Raw genomic sequence first — 13,344 nt, 5'->3', positions numbered from 1 at the left:
GTGCCCCCGTGGCGATGCCCGGATCCGTTTCACCGTGCAACTTTGCCGACGCCGCTTGCCTTTGACGCCCCTGCCGGTCCTATGCCCAACAGCCTTCCGTTGCCCACGCCCAAGTTGAACGCCGTTTCCGACCTTGATAGTCGATGCGATTGTCTGGTCGTCGGCGTCGCATCGGGCACTGATGCCATGCCGGAAATGCCTGGCATTTCGGCAATGCAGCGGAAGCTGATCGACGACTGGATCCGGCGAGGTGAAATCAGCGGCAAGTGCGGCGAAGTGTTCATGGTCACCACCGGCGATGCCGATGTGCCGCTGATCATGACCATCGGAACGGGTGCCAAGCAACAGCGTTCCGATGGATTCGATCTGGCCGCGACGGCGATCCGCAAACTGACCAAACGTCAGCGTCAACGTGTGGTGATCGACGCCGCAAGCTTGGCGGGCTCCGATAACGCGGATGCCGTCGTCGCCGGTGCTTTGGCCGGGTGTGAAACGCAGGGCATCTATCAGCAGGGTGACCCACCCCAGTTCTATGCCCCGACACAAATCGACTTTTTGGGTACGGGCCAACAACAGGTGACCACGGGCAAGATCATCGGGGACGCCGTCAATCGGTGCCGACGTTTAGTCAACGAACCGGCAGGTATTCTGTATCCCGAAAGCTTCGCCGCTCGGGCACAAAAGTTCGGCAACGAGGTCGGGCTTGAGGTCGAAGTTTGGGACGAACACCGTTTGGAATCCGAAGGCTGTCGCGCGATCTTGGCCGTCGGCCAGGGTTCCGCACGCCGACCGCGACTGGTCATTCTTCGACATAACGGGGCCGCGGATCCCAATGAGGCGCCGATCGCCCTGGTCGGCAAAGGCGTCACGTTTGACAGCGGCGGTTTGTCGCTGAAACCCAGCGAAGGCATGGTCGACATGAAGTGCGACATGGCCGGTGCGGCCACGGTTGCCAGCGTGATGCGAGCGGTGGCCCAACTGAAGATCCCGCGGAACGTCATCGGGTTTTGTGGGTTGGCCGAAAACATGGTCAGCGGGTCCAGTTACAAACTGGGTGACGTGGTCGAAACGCGGCAAGGCACGACCATTGAAATCCTGAACACCGATGCCGAAGGTCGTGTCGTGTTGGCTGACACCTTGGACGTGGCAGTCGGACATCAACCACAAGCGATGGTCGATCTGGCGACCCTGACCGGTGCCTGCATGGTCGCACTGGGGCGCGAAGTCACCGGTCTGATGAGCAACCGGGATGACCTGTGCGGCGAAGTTCGTGCCGCGGCGGATGCCGAAGGCGAACCCGCTTGGCAATTGCCCATGTTTTCGCTGTACGACGAGAAGATCAAAAGCAAAGTCGCGGACATCAAGAATGTCGGCGAAGGACGCTGGGGCGGTGCCATTACGGCGGCCAAACTGTTGGAACAGTTTGTCGGCGATACCCCGTGGGTTCACATGGACATCGCCGGCCCGGCGTTTGCCGATTCGCCGCTGCCCCATCGCGATGCCGGCGCGACCGGCGCGATGGTCCGAACGCTGCTGCGTTGGATCCAATCACGCTGAAACCGCGACGATGATTAAGGTTTCGGCGCGTAGGCATTGACGATCACTCGCGCGCAGTCCCGAACATACGTCTTCGGACTGACTTGATGCACCTGTTTGGTGACGCCGATCAGCCTTGGCCAGAATTCGTATTCCATCAGCATTCCGATGAACTGCGAACTGGCCACTTTCGGACGCGGGACGTTCAACATCCCAGCGTTCTTTGCATCGGCGAACCACTGCGTCACCTGCATCGTGATCGCGTTGGTCGTTTCCTCCAACGCGCCGCTGGCATGCGGGGCGTTGATCAGCCGGGATAGCACCACCCGCGCCAGATCTTGAAATTCGGGTTCCCCGATCGCGGCAAAGATGTTGTCGCCGATGGCCCGCAATTGCGATTCGGCCGACTTCTTTGACTCGAACTCAAACTCGGGAATCACATCGGCAAGCTCGGCGATTCGCTCGATGATGACCGCGAACAAATCTTCTTTGCCGGCGAAATGGTTGTACACCGTCCGCTTGGACACCCCGGCGGTGGCGGCGATCTGGTCCATGCTGGTGTTGTCGAACCCCCGCCGCTGAAACTCCTTCACCGCAGCTTCCACGACCGATCGCCGCTTTCGATCGGTAAGCTTTTCCGCCATTTCCCGCCCCATCTTTCGACTTGCCATAACTAAACCGAGTAGTATACTTTTCGGCACAACGAAAGTACACCACTCAGTTTACTTCGTCGGCTCCAGGCGGTGGCGTCTGTTGTTCCGCTGACCGCACGCGACAGGTTGTCGCGGCATCCATTGTTTCGCCATTTTGCGTTGACTGAAACCGATTCATGCGTGGAAATCTTGGGCCCCGGTGGGCAATCGCGACGGTCCTTGGATTGGCGGCTCTGGGCTGTGAAGAACCTCCGCCGCTGCCGACCGAAAAACCACCGCTGCCGGTCAGCGTGATGACGCTGACGCGAAGCACGCCGGATGTTTCCTTTTCCGCATCCGGCACTGTGAAGTCATGGAAAACAGAATCCATCGGCTTTGAAATTCCCGGTCGGGTGCAATGGGTGCTGGAACCCGGCCAGAACATTTCCGGACACGTCGAAGACGCCGACGGCAACGTGATCGCCGAAGGCACGCCGCTGGCAAAGATCGATCCGGATCGGTACGAGGTCGCCGTCGCTTCGGCGGAAGCCGATTTGGAAGTTGCCAAACTTCAGGAAGAGATCGCCGAAATCCGTCTGAAAGAAACGTTGCCTGCTGATATCCGGTCGGCCGAGGCGGATTCGAAGCTTGCCGCCGATGAATTTGAACGAGCATCCAAACTGCGACGCCAAAGCGCGATCGCCGAAGCCGACTACGACGCGGCCGCCAATCGGGTCGCCCAAGAAAAGGCGCGACTGTCGTCGCTGAATTCGACACTAAAACAAGCGTCGGCTGAACTGCGATCGGCGAAAGCCAATGTCCAACGCGCCCAGCAAGCACTAGCCGATGCGCGTCGTGATTTGAAAAACACTGTTCTATACGGCGGATATCGGGGACAAATCTCCGAAGTCGACGTTGTTCCAGGCAGCGTTGTCAGTGCGGGATCACCCGTTCTGAAGCTTCAGATGATGGACCCGATCAAAATTGAAATCGAGGTGTCCGCCGAACAGTCACGACGTCTGCGGCGACGACAACAGGTGCCGGTGACGTTTACCGACACATCGGGAAAGCCACAAACCGTTTTCGGTCTGGTGTATGTCATCGATCCCAGTGCGGACCCGGCCACACGGACGTTCACGGTCACGCTGTTGGTCTTGAACTCGCAATACCGCGATCCGCTGCCGAAGGGAATTCAAGGCAAACACGTCGCCCGCACACAAGACGTTTGGCCGCTGGACGTGAATTCGATCATCGGGGTCGAACCGGGGACTCATCTGGTCGAAGAACAGGCGATCGAAACCGTTGATGGACAACACTTTGTGTACCTGATGACCAATGCGGTCAAAGGCCAATCGATTCCGGACATCGTCAAACTGCAGCGTCGCGAAGTCGAAATGTTGCCGCTGCGGATCCCTTACTTGGGCAACTGGGTGTTTCGCCAAGTGCGCTTTGTGGAAACGCCGCCTGGGCCCGACAGTTTGTTGGCCGGCGCCCTGGAATTTCCCAACGAAGACAGGGATCAATGGGACGGTTGCACCTTGGTGTTTGACGCCGGTCCCCAGTGGATGCTGCGTCCAGGCGATCTGGTCAGTGTGAACCTGTCGACTCGAAAGGCAGAAGACGGATTTTTCGTTCCGCTGGACTGCATCCACGAAGAATCCGGCACCACATCGCTGTTCGTTCTACGTAGCGAGGGGGACCAAGAGATCGCGCACCGCGTGAAGGTCAACGTGATTCTTCCCGATCACGTCGAAGCGGGGACGATGGTGCAAGTCCAAGCGATTGAACCGGAGTCCATCACCCAGGGAGATCAAATCATTGTCGGAGGCGTCCATTATTTGAATGACGGCCAGGTGGTCACGGTTCGCAAAGGAGAATCGTGGTGAATCTGTCAGCGTTATCGGTCAAATATCGTCCGATCGTCTTTTCGCTAATCATCTTAATGATGGTTTGGGGGACAATCACGTTTTTCACGATGCCACGTCGCGAGGACCCCGAGTTCACCATTCGTGTTTGCGTCGTCACGACCAGTTGGGCAGGTGCACCGGCCGAAAAGGTCGAAGAACTGGTCACCGACAAACTGGAAGAGAAGATCGTCAGCTTGGAGGAGGTCGAAACCCTTCGATCGACATCCAAAACGGGACAGTCGATCATCTTCGTTGAATTGAACGACGACATTCACCCGTCAGACATTCAAAACGTGTGGGACAAAGTCCGCGCTCGGGTGGAACAGGCGGAAATGCCGGAGGATTCCGTCGAACCTGTCGTCAACGACGAGTTCGGTGACACGGCGGTTCTGCTGCTGGCCATCCACCAAAAACCGCTTGACGGTGATGCCGACATTCTGCCGGAAAATCGTTACACGCCGCGTCAGTTGGAACAGTTTGCCGAACTGATCGAAGACGAATTACGGTTGTTGCCCGGCGTTGCCAAGGTGGACAAATTCGGCATCCAGAAGGAAGCGGTCTACATCCAAACGGATCTGGGGAATTGGGCACAGCAATCGTTGACCACGTCACGATTGAAGCGGTTGGCGTCGGAGCGGAACATCATCAAGCCCGGCGGGCAGCTATCCACCGACGACGGTTTCTTCACCGTCAAACCGGGCGGCGAGTTCGACGCGATTGACGAAATTCGACAAATCGGCAGTGTCGTGCGAAGCGACAAGGATGGCGATGAAGCCAACAGCGTCACGCTGTCCAATTTGGGACTGACCGTTCAACGATCCTATGAGGATCCGCCGGCGTATCTTTGTCGATTCGGCAATCGTGATTATGCGACCACGGCGGTAACGGTCGCGGTCACAATGCAGTCGGGTTCGAACATCATCGACATTTGCCAGCGCAGCCTGCAACGTGTCGACGAGCTGACGGAGATCGAACAACGATTGCCCCCGGACGTGATGGCGACCGCCATTTCCAACCAAGCGATCAATGTCGAATCCAAAATCTCCGACGTCATCGTCAACGTGATCGAAGCGATCCTGATTGTGGTGCTGGTCGTCTATCTAGTGGTCGGGGCACGAACCTCGCTGGTGATGGCGGCGAACATTCCTGTCGTCGTGATCACATCCGTGGCGATGATTTCGATGATGTACGTCCAGCTGGAACAAATCTCTTTGGCTGCCATCATCATTTCGTTGGGATTGCTGGTGGACAACGCGGTCCAAGTATGTGACCAGGCAAGATCCAATCAGATCGCCGGACTTCCACCGTTTCGCGCAGCCGTCGAAGGCGCCAACACACTGGCGATTCCCATGTTGGTCGGAACGCTAACGACAATGGCCGCGTTCATTCCGATGCTGTACGCATTGAAAGGCGGGGCCCGCGAATATGTGTACAGCTTGCCGGTAACGGTGGCGACGACGCTGGGAATCAGTTGGCTGATGGCCATGACTTTCTGCGTGGTATTGGCGGGGCTATTCATTCGAGCACCGAAGAATCACGCGCCCGCATCGCCGCCCATTCGCTGGTACATGTTGCTGCGGAACCGATTGCCCGAAACACTTCGGCGTCTGTTTCCCCAACCATCGACTGCCGGTGAATCGACGATCCAACGTTTGTATGGCCGTTCGCTGAAGTTCGCGTTGCGATACAAATGGTCGACATTGATTTTCACGCTGATGGCCAGCATGACAGTCTTCATGTTGCCGGTCAGTTCCGAATTTTTCCCGGAGGCGGCACGTGATCAGTTCGCCGTGGAAATCGAATTACCGGAAACCGCAACGATCTGGCAAACCGATGCGATCACTCGTGAAGTCGAAGACGTGATTCGACGGCTAAGCCCCGCGTCGCCAGACCAACAGATTGGCGAACAACGGGAACGCTTGAGTGTCATGCGGACGCTGGTCGGCGGTGGGGGATCGCGTTGGAATTTGACGTGGGAACCGGAACCGCAGAACCGAAGCTATGCCGAGATCCTGGTTCAAACGACAAACTGGCAATACACGGCGGATTTTGTGGAAGAAGTCCGCATTGCCTGTCATCAGGGTCGCCCCGACTTGGGCATCGAACCCATCGTCGGTGCCCGAGTGGTGCCGCGAAAGCTTGCGCTCGGACCACCGGCCGATCCGTTGACCTTCCGGATTATTGGAAATGGATTCGCCGATCCGGCGATGCTGCGAAACATCAGCAACCGGGTCAAGGCAATGGTCAGGCAACAACCGGAAACCTGGAACGTTCACGATTCGTGGGGAACCAACGGGTACCAGATTCAGGTGGATGTCGATCGTGACCGAGCCACCTTGGCGGGAGTGACCAACGCACAGATCGCCGAAACGTTGAACAGCTACTATTCCGGATTAAAACTAACCACGTTTCGTGAAGGCGATCACCAAGTCCCGATCTACTTCCGTTTGCGACCGGAGGGTCGACAGTCGGTCCGCGGCCTACAGGAATCCTTTGTTGAAGGCGACGCCGGAAAGGTGCCTTTGGAATCGTTGGCCGACTTTCGGTTCTCCTGGCAACCGGAAAGGATCGAACGGCGGAACATGAACCGGACCATCGAAGTTTCATCTCGTGTGTTACCCGGCGTGCCAGGTAACGACATCGTGCTGCGTGTGTGGCACAGCGACGCGATGAAAACGTTGATGAATGAACTGCCGGCCGGTTATCGCATCGAACCTGGTGGTGCTTACGAAGAAAGCATTGAATCGGGCGGCCAGATGATACAGTCGTTCGGCTGGTCTTTTGTCTTGATCGTGTTTTGCCTGGTGTTTCAGTACAACGGCTGGGCAAAACCTTCGATGGTCTTGTGCACACTGCCGATGGCGTTGGTCGGGGCTTACCTTGGCTTGGCGCTAACCAACAACACCTTGGGATTCATGCCGCAGTTGGGCATCCTGGCGTTGTGCGGGATCGTGTTGAACACGGCGATCATCTACATCGAGTTTGCCGACATCCTGATCCGCGAACACTTTGCGTCGTCGTCAAAACCGGATGCCGAACAGAAGATCGACCACGACGTTTTTCATCAGTGTCTGATCGATGCTGGCAAACAACGGATGCTGCCGATTTTCTTAACCACCGCGACGACGGTGGGCGGTTTGTTACCGCTGGCGATTTCCGGCGGGCCACTGTGGGTGGGTTTGGCCTGGTGCATGATCAGCGGACTGATTTTGACGACGTTCCTGACGCTGTACGTCTTGCCCGCTTTGTATGCGGTCCTGGTCGAAACCTTTGGAATCCGTCCGGTCCCGGTGGAGTCCACGGAACTGGACACCGTGGCGACGTCCGCTTTGCCGCAACCGTCGTGATCGATCAGGCCTTGGCCGACTTGACCGGCCAGAAACGTTTCCATCCGCTCTCGTTAGCGCCCCCCGCTTCGTCGCCATCGACAGCCTCGGTGGTTTGAGGCGGCTCAACGATCTTGTGCGCCATTTCGCGATACGCTTGCGTGATCGCGGCCTTGGGGGCTTGGGTCACCAAAGGCACACCGTTGTTGCGGACCTCGATCATTGTCCGATAGTCGTTGGGCAACAGAGCAAAGATTTCACGGCCAAGTGTTTCCTTGGCCTTCTTCAAACTGATCTGGCCGCTGTCCAAGCCGGCACGGTTAACGACGATTTCGACTTTGTCTTGCAAGCCTTCGGTTTCGTCGAAGCTCATCATCAAACGAACGACGTTTCGCAGACAGGGCAGATCCAACTGCGTGACCAAGATGACGCGGCTGGCCGATTCGATCGCCACCATGTCAATCGGGCTGTACGTTTTCGACAGGTCGACGATCAGGTGCGAAAACGAAGCCTTCATCAGCCCCATGACTTTTCGCAAGCTTTCCGGATCGACCACCTCGGTGTCGCGCAGTTCAACCGGTCGCGGCAGAAGGTACAGGCCGCTGGAGTGCTTGGTCAGCGACTTTTTCAGCAACTGGATGTCCAGTCGCGAGATGTTCTGGACCACATCCGCCAGGGTGTAGTCGGGGATCGCATCCAAGAAGACGTCGGCATCACCCAGCGCAAGGTCCAGGTCGACCAAGGCCACACTGTTCTTGGGATCCTCGGCCAGTACACAGCCCAGGTTGACCGCGACGCTGGTGGTCCCCACGCCACCGGTCGCGCCGGCCACGGCGATGATTTCGCTACCACGGCCGCCACGTTCGGCGGAACCAAATTTCTGCTGGCTGACACGCTGAAGCGCCGATGCCAGTTCTTCCTCGCTCAGGGGTAGCGTCAAAAATTCCCGAGCACCGCTTCGGATCGCGGTCAGAATGAGTTGCCCGTCGTTGCTTTCACTGGCGGCCAAGATCACCGTATCGGGCGACGACTGGGACAGCCGCGAAATCAGATCAATGGCCTTGTTTTGGTCCGAGTCCAAGTTGACCACGCCGACATCGGGTGATGTTTGATCAACGATGTCCGGAAAAAATTCGTATCGTGAACAGTCGGCTTCCAACCAAACCGTTTCCAGCCCCAACAACATCGCTTTGACGGTTTCACGAGTCGAATCGTTGGGATCGACTAGTGCGAGTCGCAGTACGTTGCTCATGGATGCGGGCTCAAATCAATTGGGTTTCAAATTCAGAATCTCTTTCGGCTTGTTCGACATCTCGAACCATCAGCCGCGACGACTTATTCGCCTGGCGACGAAATCACGACGCCTTCGCCGACGACCGTGGGCATTTCCCCGGGGGCGTACACACCCGGCGGCAGGGTTTCGCCCGAAACGATCGCACCGCCCGATGACGACATGTCACCTTGCATGGCGGTGGGGTGACCGTTGACCATGATCGATCCTTCACGGCAATCTTCTTTGCATTGGTGGCCCATCAGGTTGGGCGTTTCGATGTAGCCATCGAAGTACAGTTCGCAATCGGTCGGCGACATCGAATTCAATCCCGGTCCGCCCGGCGGGACTTCGCAGGGATCCATCGCGTCGACGATCTCGGGCGTGACCATGATCAGCAACTCGATTTCGTTCTTGCGTTCACGGACCCGGCGGAACATGGTTCCGATGTAGGGCAGTTCGCCGAAGAACGGTGTCGATCGGACATAGGCATCGACGCGGCTTTGCAGCAAACCGGCGATCGCGATCGTTTGACCGGCGTCCATTTCCACGGCCACATCGACGTAGCGTTGGGTAAAGGCGGACACGCTTAGACCGTTGACGGTAACGCTGCGTGATTCATCCGGCTCGGACACTTCCGGTCGGACTTCCAAACGAACGCGTCCCGGACCGACGACGAACGGCAGAAAGTCGACGGACGTTCCGTATTCTTCGTATTCAACTTGGACGGCACCGTTACCGGTCGGCACGACGTTGGGCACACGACCGCCGACGGTGAACCGTGACGGACGACCATGCGTGGCGACCACGGTGGGTTCGGCCAACAATTTCAACAGATTGTTTTGACGCAACGCACGAATCAAAGCTTCGAAGTTGGCGTTGGCAAAGAAGAAACGGTTGGTCATGTCACTGACCGCACTGTCGGACGGGTCCAGCCCGGTGCCGATGCTGTTGGCAACGTTGGACAGTGTCGTCGGAGCTTGGTGATAGAAACTGGTACCGTCGGAAATACTCCAGTCGATCCCCAAGTCTCGTAGTTTGGTTCGTGACACCTCCATGATCTTGGTGTGCAGCATGATTTGCTGGACGCCGGAGACTTGGATGTTGTTGACCGGGGCGGTGTAGAACTGTTCGACGATGGCCATCGCACGATCGACGTCATCCACGCTGGTGACGAATCCGCTGACGACGGCACCGCTGCCGATCGGCATGACTTTCAATGAAGCCAGCGGCAATTGCGATTCCAGGATGCCTTCGACTTCCCGCGAATCGGCCAGGACGATCACATCGACGGTGTACAGTTTTTCGTCGGTGTCCCAGATGTTCAGCTGGGTGGTGCCGGGCTGTTTCGCCGAAATCTGGATCTGATTCTGCGAAATCGGCTGGGCACCAACGATTTCTTCGTTGTGAACCTGGAACTTGGGGATGCGTTCTTCCAGCGTCAAGATGCGGCTGCTTTTCACCAGCATCTCGATTCGTTCGACGGCCTGCGTGATGTTGGTATTCACGCTGGACGCCGTCGCGGTGACCAGACGGTCGCCTTGTGCCCACGTCGATCCGGGAAGGATCGCAGCGGTGACGAACAGACAACCTGTCAGAATCAGCTGGTTCGCTGGCCGAAGAAACGTTTTCATCGCGTGGTGCATCCTTGCTTGACCTGTCGGATCCTTCCAACATTCCGCCGGCACGAACAGATGTGGAATCCGTGTCGTGCCGCCAGGTGGTCGATGGCGATTAACGGGTAAAGGTTAGATCCGGCCGATCTCAACCGACCGGATCAAAGTTCGCTTCAATCAAATTTCACTCAGGCGATCATCGCCCGAGCAAGTCATCGGCATCATCGGCCGTTCCGGCTTCCTCGGCGGGAGGCTGAAAGAACGGGCTGGCTTCGCCGTTTAGGTAACTGTATTCGTCGTCTTGCGGGTTCGGCGACGTGGCGGTCGCGGCCGGAGCCGCAGGTGCCTTGCTTTCATCGCCACCGGTTTCGCTCAGGATGTGAGGCATGTCGTCTTGGCCGGTCCAGCCGTACTGTGTGATCTTGCCGCCCGAGAGCTTCTGCATTTTGAAGTTTTCGGTTGGTTCGACTTTGCGAGTTACAACTGTTCTCGGAGCCGGTTCGACTTCCTCTTCCTTCGTCTCGTTGGCCTTGGCGTGGTCAGCAATCCACTGCAAGAACTGCTGACCCGGATCCTCACGGTCGCCATCGTTTTCGTAATCGGTAAGGTTTCCCAACGTCAGACGAATCTTGCCCAGTTCCGAGGCCCAAGTCCAAACTTCGGCATCTGTCTTTTTGATCAGCAACGAGATCGTCTTAGCGGCCTTGGTCGCTTCATCGTTGTCTTCGCGCTGGGTCTGTCCGTCCAATGCGAACACGCGGACACCGCGTAGGATCGTTTTGGCGGTCGTTTCCGGAACGACATCACTTTTCTTGAAGTATCCCATCACGTCGACACGGTCACCGGGGCGGACCAGGTTGGCGACCGCGTTTTCCGGGTCGGCTTCCATCGCCACGACGGTGTAGCCGCGAGGGATCTTTTGGGACGATCCGTTGGAATCGTTCATCAACTTGACCGGCATGACGGGCTCACCAGCGTAGAAACGCTGGCGTGCGTACTTGCCTTCCAAGTCTTCCAGGGTGCTGGTCGCGCCTTCGGGAATCCGATCGGCGGGCCATTGTTCCAGTTTGATTTTTTCGCCTGTGATTTCCTCGGCAACGTCGATCGCCTTGGTGGTCACGAAGATTTCCACCATCTTGATCTCGCTGCCTTGCGAACTTTGGGCTTGCATCCAATGGCTAAGCCCGACAGCAGCGATCGCACCGCAAACGCAGGCAACCAGCAGGACGAGAGTTTTGTTACGCATGATTCGTTCGACAGTGGTGTTCAGGGTTGGTCCGGGAAACACGTTGTTTCCGGATAACGGTTCGCATCAAAACGAAGAACCGCACCGAACCGAATGAACGCGATCTGACGCTTCTGTGTATTCGGTGAGGTCCCGGCGACATCTGCACCCCATACGCTAGATGGGATATTGTCGCCCCGCTTGGCAGACTTGCCGCAACCGGCAAGGTCAACCAAAGCTTCCCAGCCTGACCGTTTCCTGCGTTTCATTCGCGTCCTCAGGCGGCGGACGCGTCGCATGTTCGTGTTCGGTTCAGCACGACGACGCGGTCACGTAGGTCGTCGTGTGACTCGGTGTTTCACGCCTCCGGTGTTGCCACCGTTGGTGTCAAATCAGCATTCCGGCGAAGGCGAAGTAGATCACCGAACCGATGGCCATCGGGATGCCATAAGGCAACAGGGTCATCGTCGGCTTACGTTCGCGGGCGATCGCGGCCAACTTGCTCGGTCGGCGAACGGTCTTCCACTCTTCCAGGATTTGCATCGCCATTGCGTAATGCTTGAAAGCTTTTCCGCTACGCAGAATCATGACCGCGGCGATCAATCCGCCGGCCAGTGCACCAGCGACGAACAGCTTCAGGCTGATCAGCGATCCCAGCCAAGCGCCCGTTCCGGCGGCCAGTTTGACGTCGCCCGCTCCCATGCCGCCGACATTACGCAGCAGCAACAGAGGCATCGCACCGATGATGGTGCCCAAGAAGCTCCAGCCCAATCCGCCAACGCCATCGGCGTAGCACCAGTAGCACCAGCCGCTGATGATGAACGGCAAGTTCAGCCAGTTGGGGACCTTCAAGATCATGCCGTCGATGACGGCGGCGACGATCAGCACAACGCTGACGAACCAGACGATCCAGTGGTCGGCAATACTTTGCAGTAACGTGTCCATGTTATGTTTCCCCGTAACGATGGCGATCCGGACGATGATGGATCGATGGTTTGTGTTGTCCCCGTGACAGCTTGATCTTTTTCTTATCGCGGTCCGATCAACCAAGTGAACATCGCGAACAGCAGCGTCACGACGCAGCAAGCCAGTTGCCAGGCATAGGCGGCGGCATCAGCGGGAAGCAGCGGATAGTTCATGGTGGGATCTTTGCGAAAGGCCAAGGAACAAAGGCCAAACGAGTGACCGGGATTCGAAACGACCGGCGCGGACCAAAGCGTGGCCCGCACCGGACGTCGTATTCAAACCCGCATGCGAAGGTCCGAGCCGTCAAACAAGTCGACCCGGCCGTCCGCAATGCAGAAGCGAGATCAGTTACCGGCGATTGCGGTACCGACAGCGTCGAACTTGGTAGCAGCGTTGGTACCGACGGTACCGACAGCGGCCAAGCAGACCACGACGATCAACGCCAACATGACGGCGTACTCAACGGCGGTCGGTCCATCTTCTTCCTTCAGGAAGTTCACAAAGCTGGTAGCGAAATTCTTCATTTGTCTTTCTCCAGGAGTGAGTGCGGCCCACAGGGGGACCACAAACAACGACGAAAACGGTTGACCCAACGCGGGTCAATCCGGTCGAGTGGGCAGCCTCATCTCCGACTCTCGTCTGACATGCCTTGGCGGCGGTCTCGGCGGGATTCACATCCGAACCATGACAACCGTTTCCCTCGGCAACCCGGCTTTCCTGAGGCTACGCCGACAAATCGCTTTGCCGGCTCACCCACGGACCCGTGGTTTTGCGCGATCATCCTCTCGGACGTCTTGCCTTTGTCAGGGAGCAAGGCTGACCAAGCCTCGACGTTCGGCATCAACCGACCGACAAGACTTAGCGAT

General features: G+C 57.5%; 9 protein-coding genes and 1 riboswitch. Of the genes, 3 read left to right on the top strand and 6 right to left on the bottom strand.

Annotated features, from left to right (window positions below; translation table 11 throughout):
- Positions 1–81: 81 nt before the first annotated feature.
- Positions 82–1,557, top strand: a complete 1,476-nt coding sequence (locus HFP54_RS08645; protein ID WP_168564835.1) for a leucyl aminopeptidase — start codon at positions 82–84, stop codon at positions 1,555–1,557.
- 14 nt (positions 1,558–1,571) lie between these two features.
- On the opposite strand, the gene HFP54_RS08640 is transcribed toward HFP54_RS08645, so the two are convergent.
- The gene (locus tag HFP54_RS08640) at positions 1,572–2,207 is read right to left on the bottom strand and encodes a TetR/AcrR family transcriptional regulator (protein WP_168564834.1); all 636 of its coding nucleotides are present in this window, start codon (positions 2,205–2,207) and stop codon (positions 1,572–1,574) included.
- 158 nt (positions 2,208–2,365) lie between these two features.
- Here HFP54_RS08640 and HFP54_RS08635 point away from each other — a divergent pair, with 158 nt between their 5' ends.
- Both HFP54_RS08635 and HFP54_RS08630 read left to right on the top strand, forming a co-directional pair.
- Positions 2,366–4,054: an efflux RND transporter periplasmic adaptor subunit gene (locus HFP54_RS08635; RefSeq protein WP_146415573.1), complete on the top strand. Its 1,689-nt coding sequence runs from the start codon at positions 2,366–2,368 to the stop codon at positions 4,052–4,054.
- Positions 4,051–7,422: an efflux RND transporter permease subunit gene (locus tag HFP54_RS08630; RefSeq protein WP_168564833.1), complete on the top strand. Its 3,372-nt coding sequence runs from the start codon at positions 4,051–4,053 to the stop codon at positions 7,420–7,422. The genes HFP54_RS08635 and HFP54_RS08630 overlap by 4 nt, the downstream gene beginning before the upstream one ends.
- A gap of 4 nt (positions 7,423–7,426) precedes the next feature.
- Here the strand turns inward: HFP54_RS08630 and HFP54_RS08625 are convergent, their stop codons facing one another.
- From HFP54_RS08625 to HFP54_RS08605, 5 genes are all read right to left on the bottom strand, one after another.
- Positions 7,427–8,653 carry an AAA family ATPase gene (locus HFP54_RS08625; protein ID WP_168564832.1) on the bottom strand — a complete coding sequence of 409 codons (1,227 nt, stop codon included), beginning with the start codon at positions 8,651–8,653 and terminating at the stop codon, positions 7,427–7,429.
- 83 nt (positions 8,654–8,736) lie between these two features.
- The gene (locus HFP54_RS08620; protein WP_197138176.1) at positions 8,737–10,305 is read right to left on the bottom strand and encodes a type II and III secretion system protein family protein; all 1,569 of its coding nucleotides are present in this window, start codon (positions 10,303–10,305) and stop codon (positions 8,737–8,739) included.
- 178 nt (positions 10,306–10,483) lie between these two features.
- Positions 10,484–11,533: a Flp pilus assembly protein CpaB gene (gene cpaB / locus HFP54_RS08615; RefSeq protein WP_146415577.1), complete on the bottom strand. Its 1,050-nt coding sequence runs from the start codon at positions 11,531–11,533 to the stop codon at positions 10,484–10,486.
- Between the two features lie 366 nt (positions 11,534–11,899).
- Complete coding sequence (locus HFP54_RS08610; RefSeq protein ID WP_145293972.1) at positions 11,900–12,457, bottom strand: A24 family peptidase; 558 nt, start codon at positions 12,455–12,457, stop codon at positions 11,900–11,902.
- A gap of 365 nt (positions 12,458–12,822) precedes the next feature.
- Positions 12,823–13,002 (bottom strand): Flp family type IVb pilin, encoded by a 180-nt coding sequence (locus tag HFP54_RS08605; protein WP_145293969.1) that lies wholly within the window; start codon positions 13,000–13,002, stop codon positions 12,823–12,825.
- A gap of 175 nt (positions 13,003–13,177) precedes the next feature.
- Positions 13,178–13,287, bottom strand: a riboswitch (cyclic di-GMP riboswitch).
- Between the last annotated feature and the right edge of the window lie 57 nt (positions 13,288–13,344).

The sequence above is a fragment of the Crateriforma spongiae genome (assembly GCF_012290005.1).
GTDB classification, from domain to species: domain Bacteria; phylum Planctomycetota; class Planctomycetia; order Pirellulales; family Pirellulaceae; genus Crateriforma; species Crateriforma spongiae.
Note: the sequence above shows the minus strand (reverse complement) of the source record. Positions and strands in the feature narration are given on the sequence as shown.

Coding starts and splice junctions, on each gene's coding strand:
- HFP54_RS08645 (WP_168564835.1), top strand. CDS start 82: ATGCCCAACAGCCTTCCGTTGCCCACGCCCAAGTTGAACGCCGTTTCC.
- HFP54_RS08640 (WP_168564834.1), bottom strand. CDS start 2,207: ATGGCAAGTCGAAAGATGGGGCGGGAAATGGCGGAAAAGCTTACCGAT.
- HFP54_RS08635 (WP_146415573.1), top strand. CDS start 2,366: ATGCGTGGAAATCTTGGGCCCCGGTGGGCAATCGCGACGGTCCTTGGA.
- HFP54_RS08625 (WP_168564832.1), bottom strand. CDS start 8,653: ATGAGCAACGTACTGCGACTCGCACTAGTCGATCCCAACGATTCGACT.
- HFP54_RS08620 (WP_197138176.1), bottom strand. CDS start 10,305: ATGAAAACGTTTCTTCGGCCAGCGAACCAGCTGATTCTGACAGGTTGT.
- cpaB (WP_146415577.1), bottom strand. CDS start 11,533: ATGCGTAACAAAACTCTCGTCCTGCTGGTTGCCTGCGTTTGCGGTGCG.
- HFP54_RS08610 (WP_145293972.1), bottom strand. CDS start 12,457: ATGGACACGTTACTGCAAAGTATTGCCGACCACTGGATCGTCTGGTTC.
- HFP54_RS08605 (WP_145293969.1), bottom strand. CDS start 13,002: ATGAAGAATTTCGCTACCAGCTTTGTGAACTTCCTGAAGGAAGAAGAT.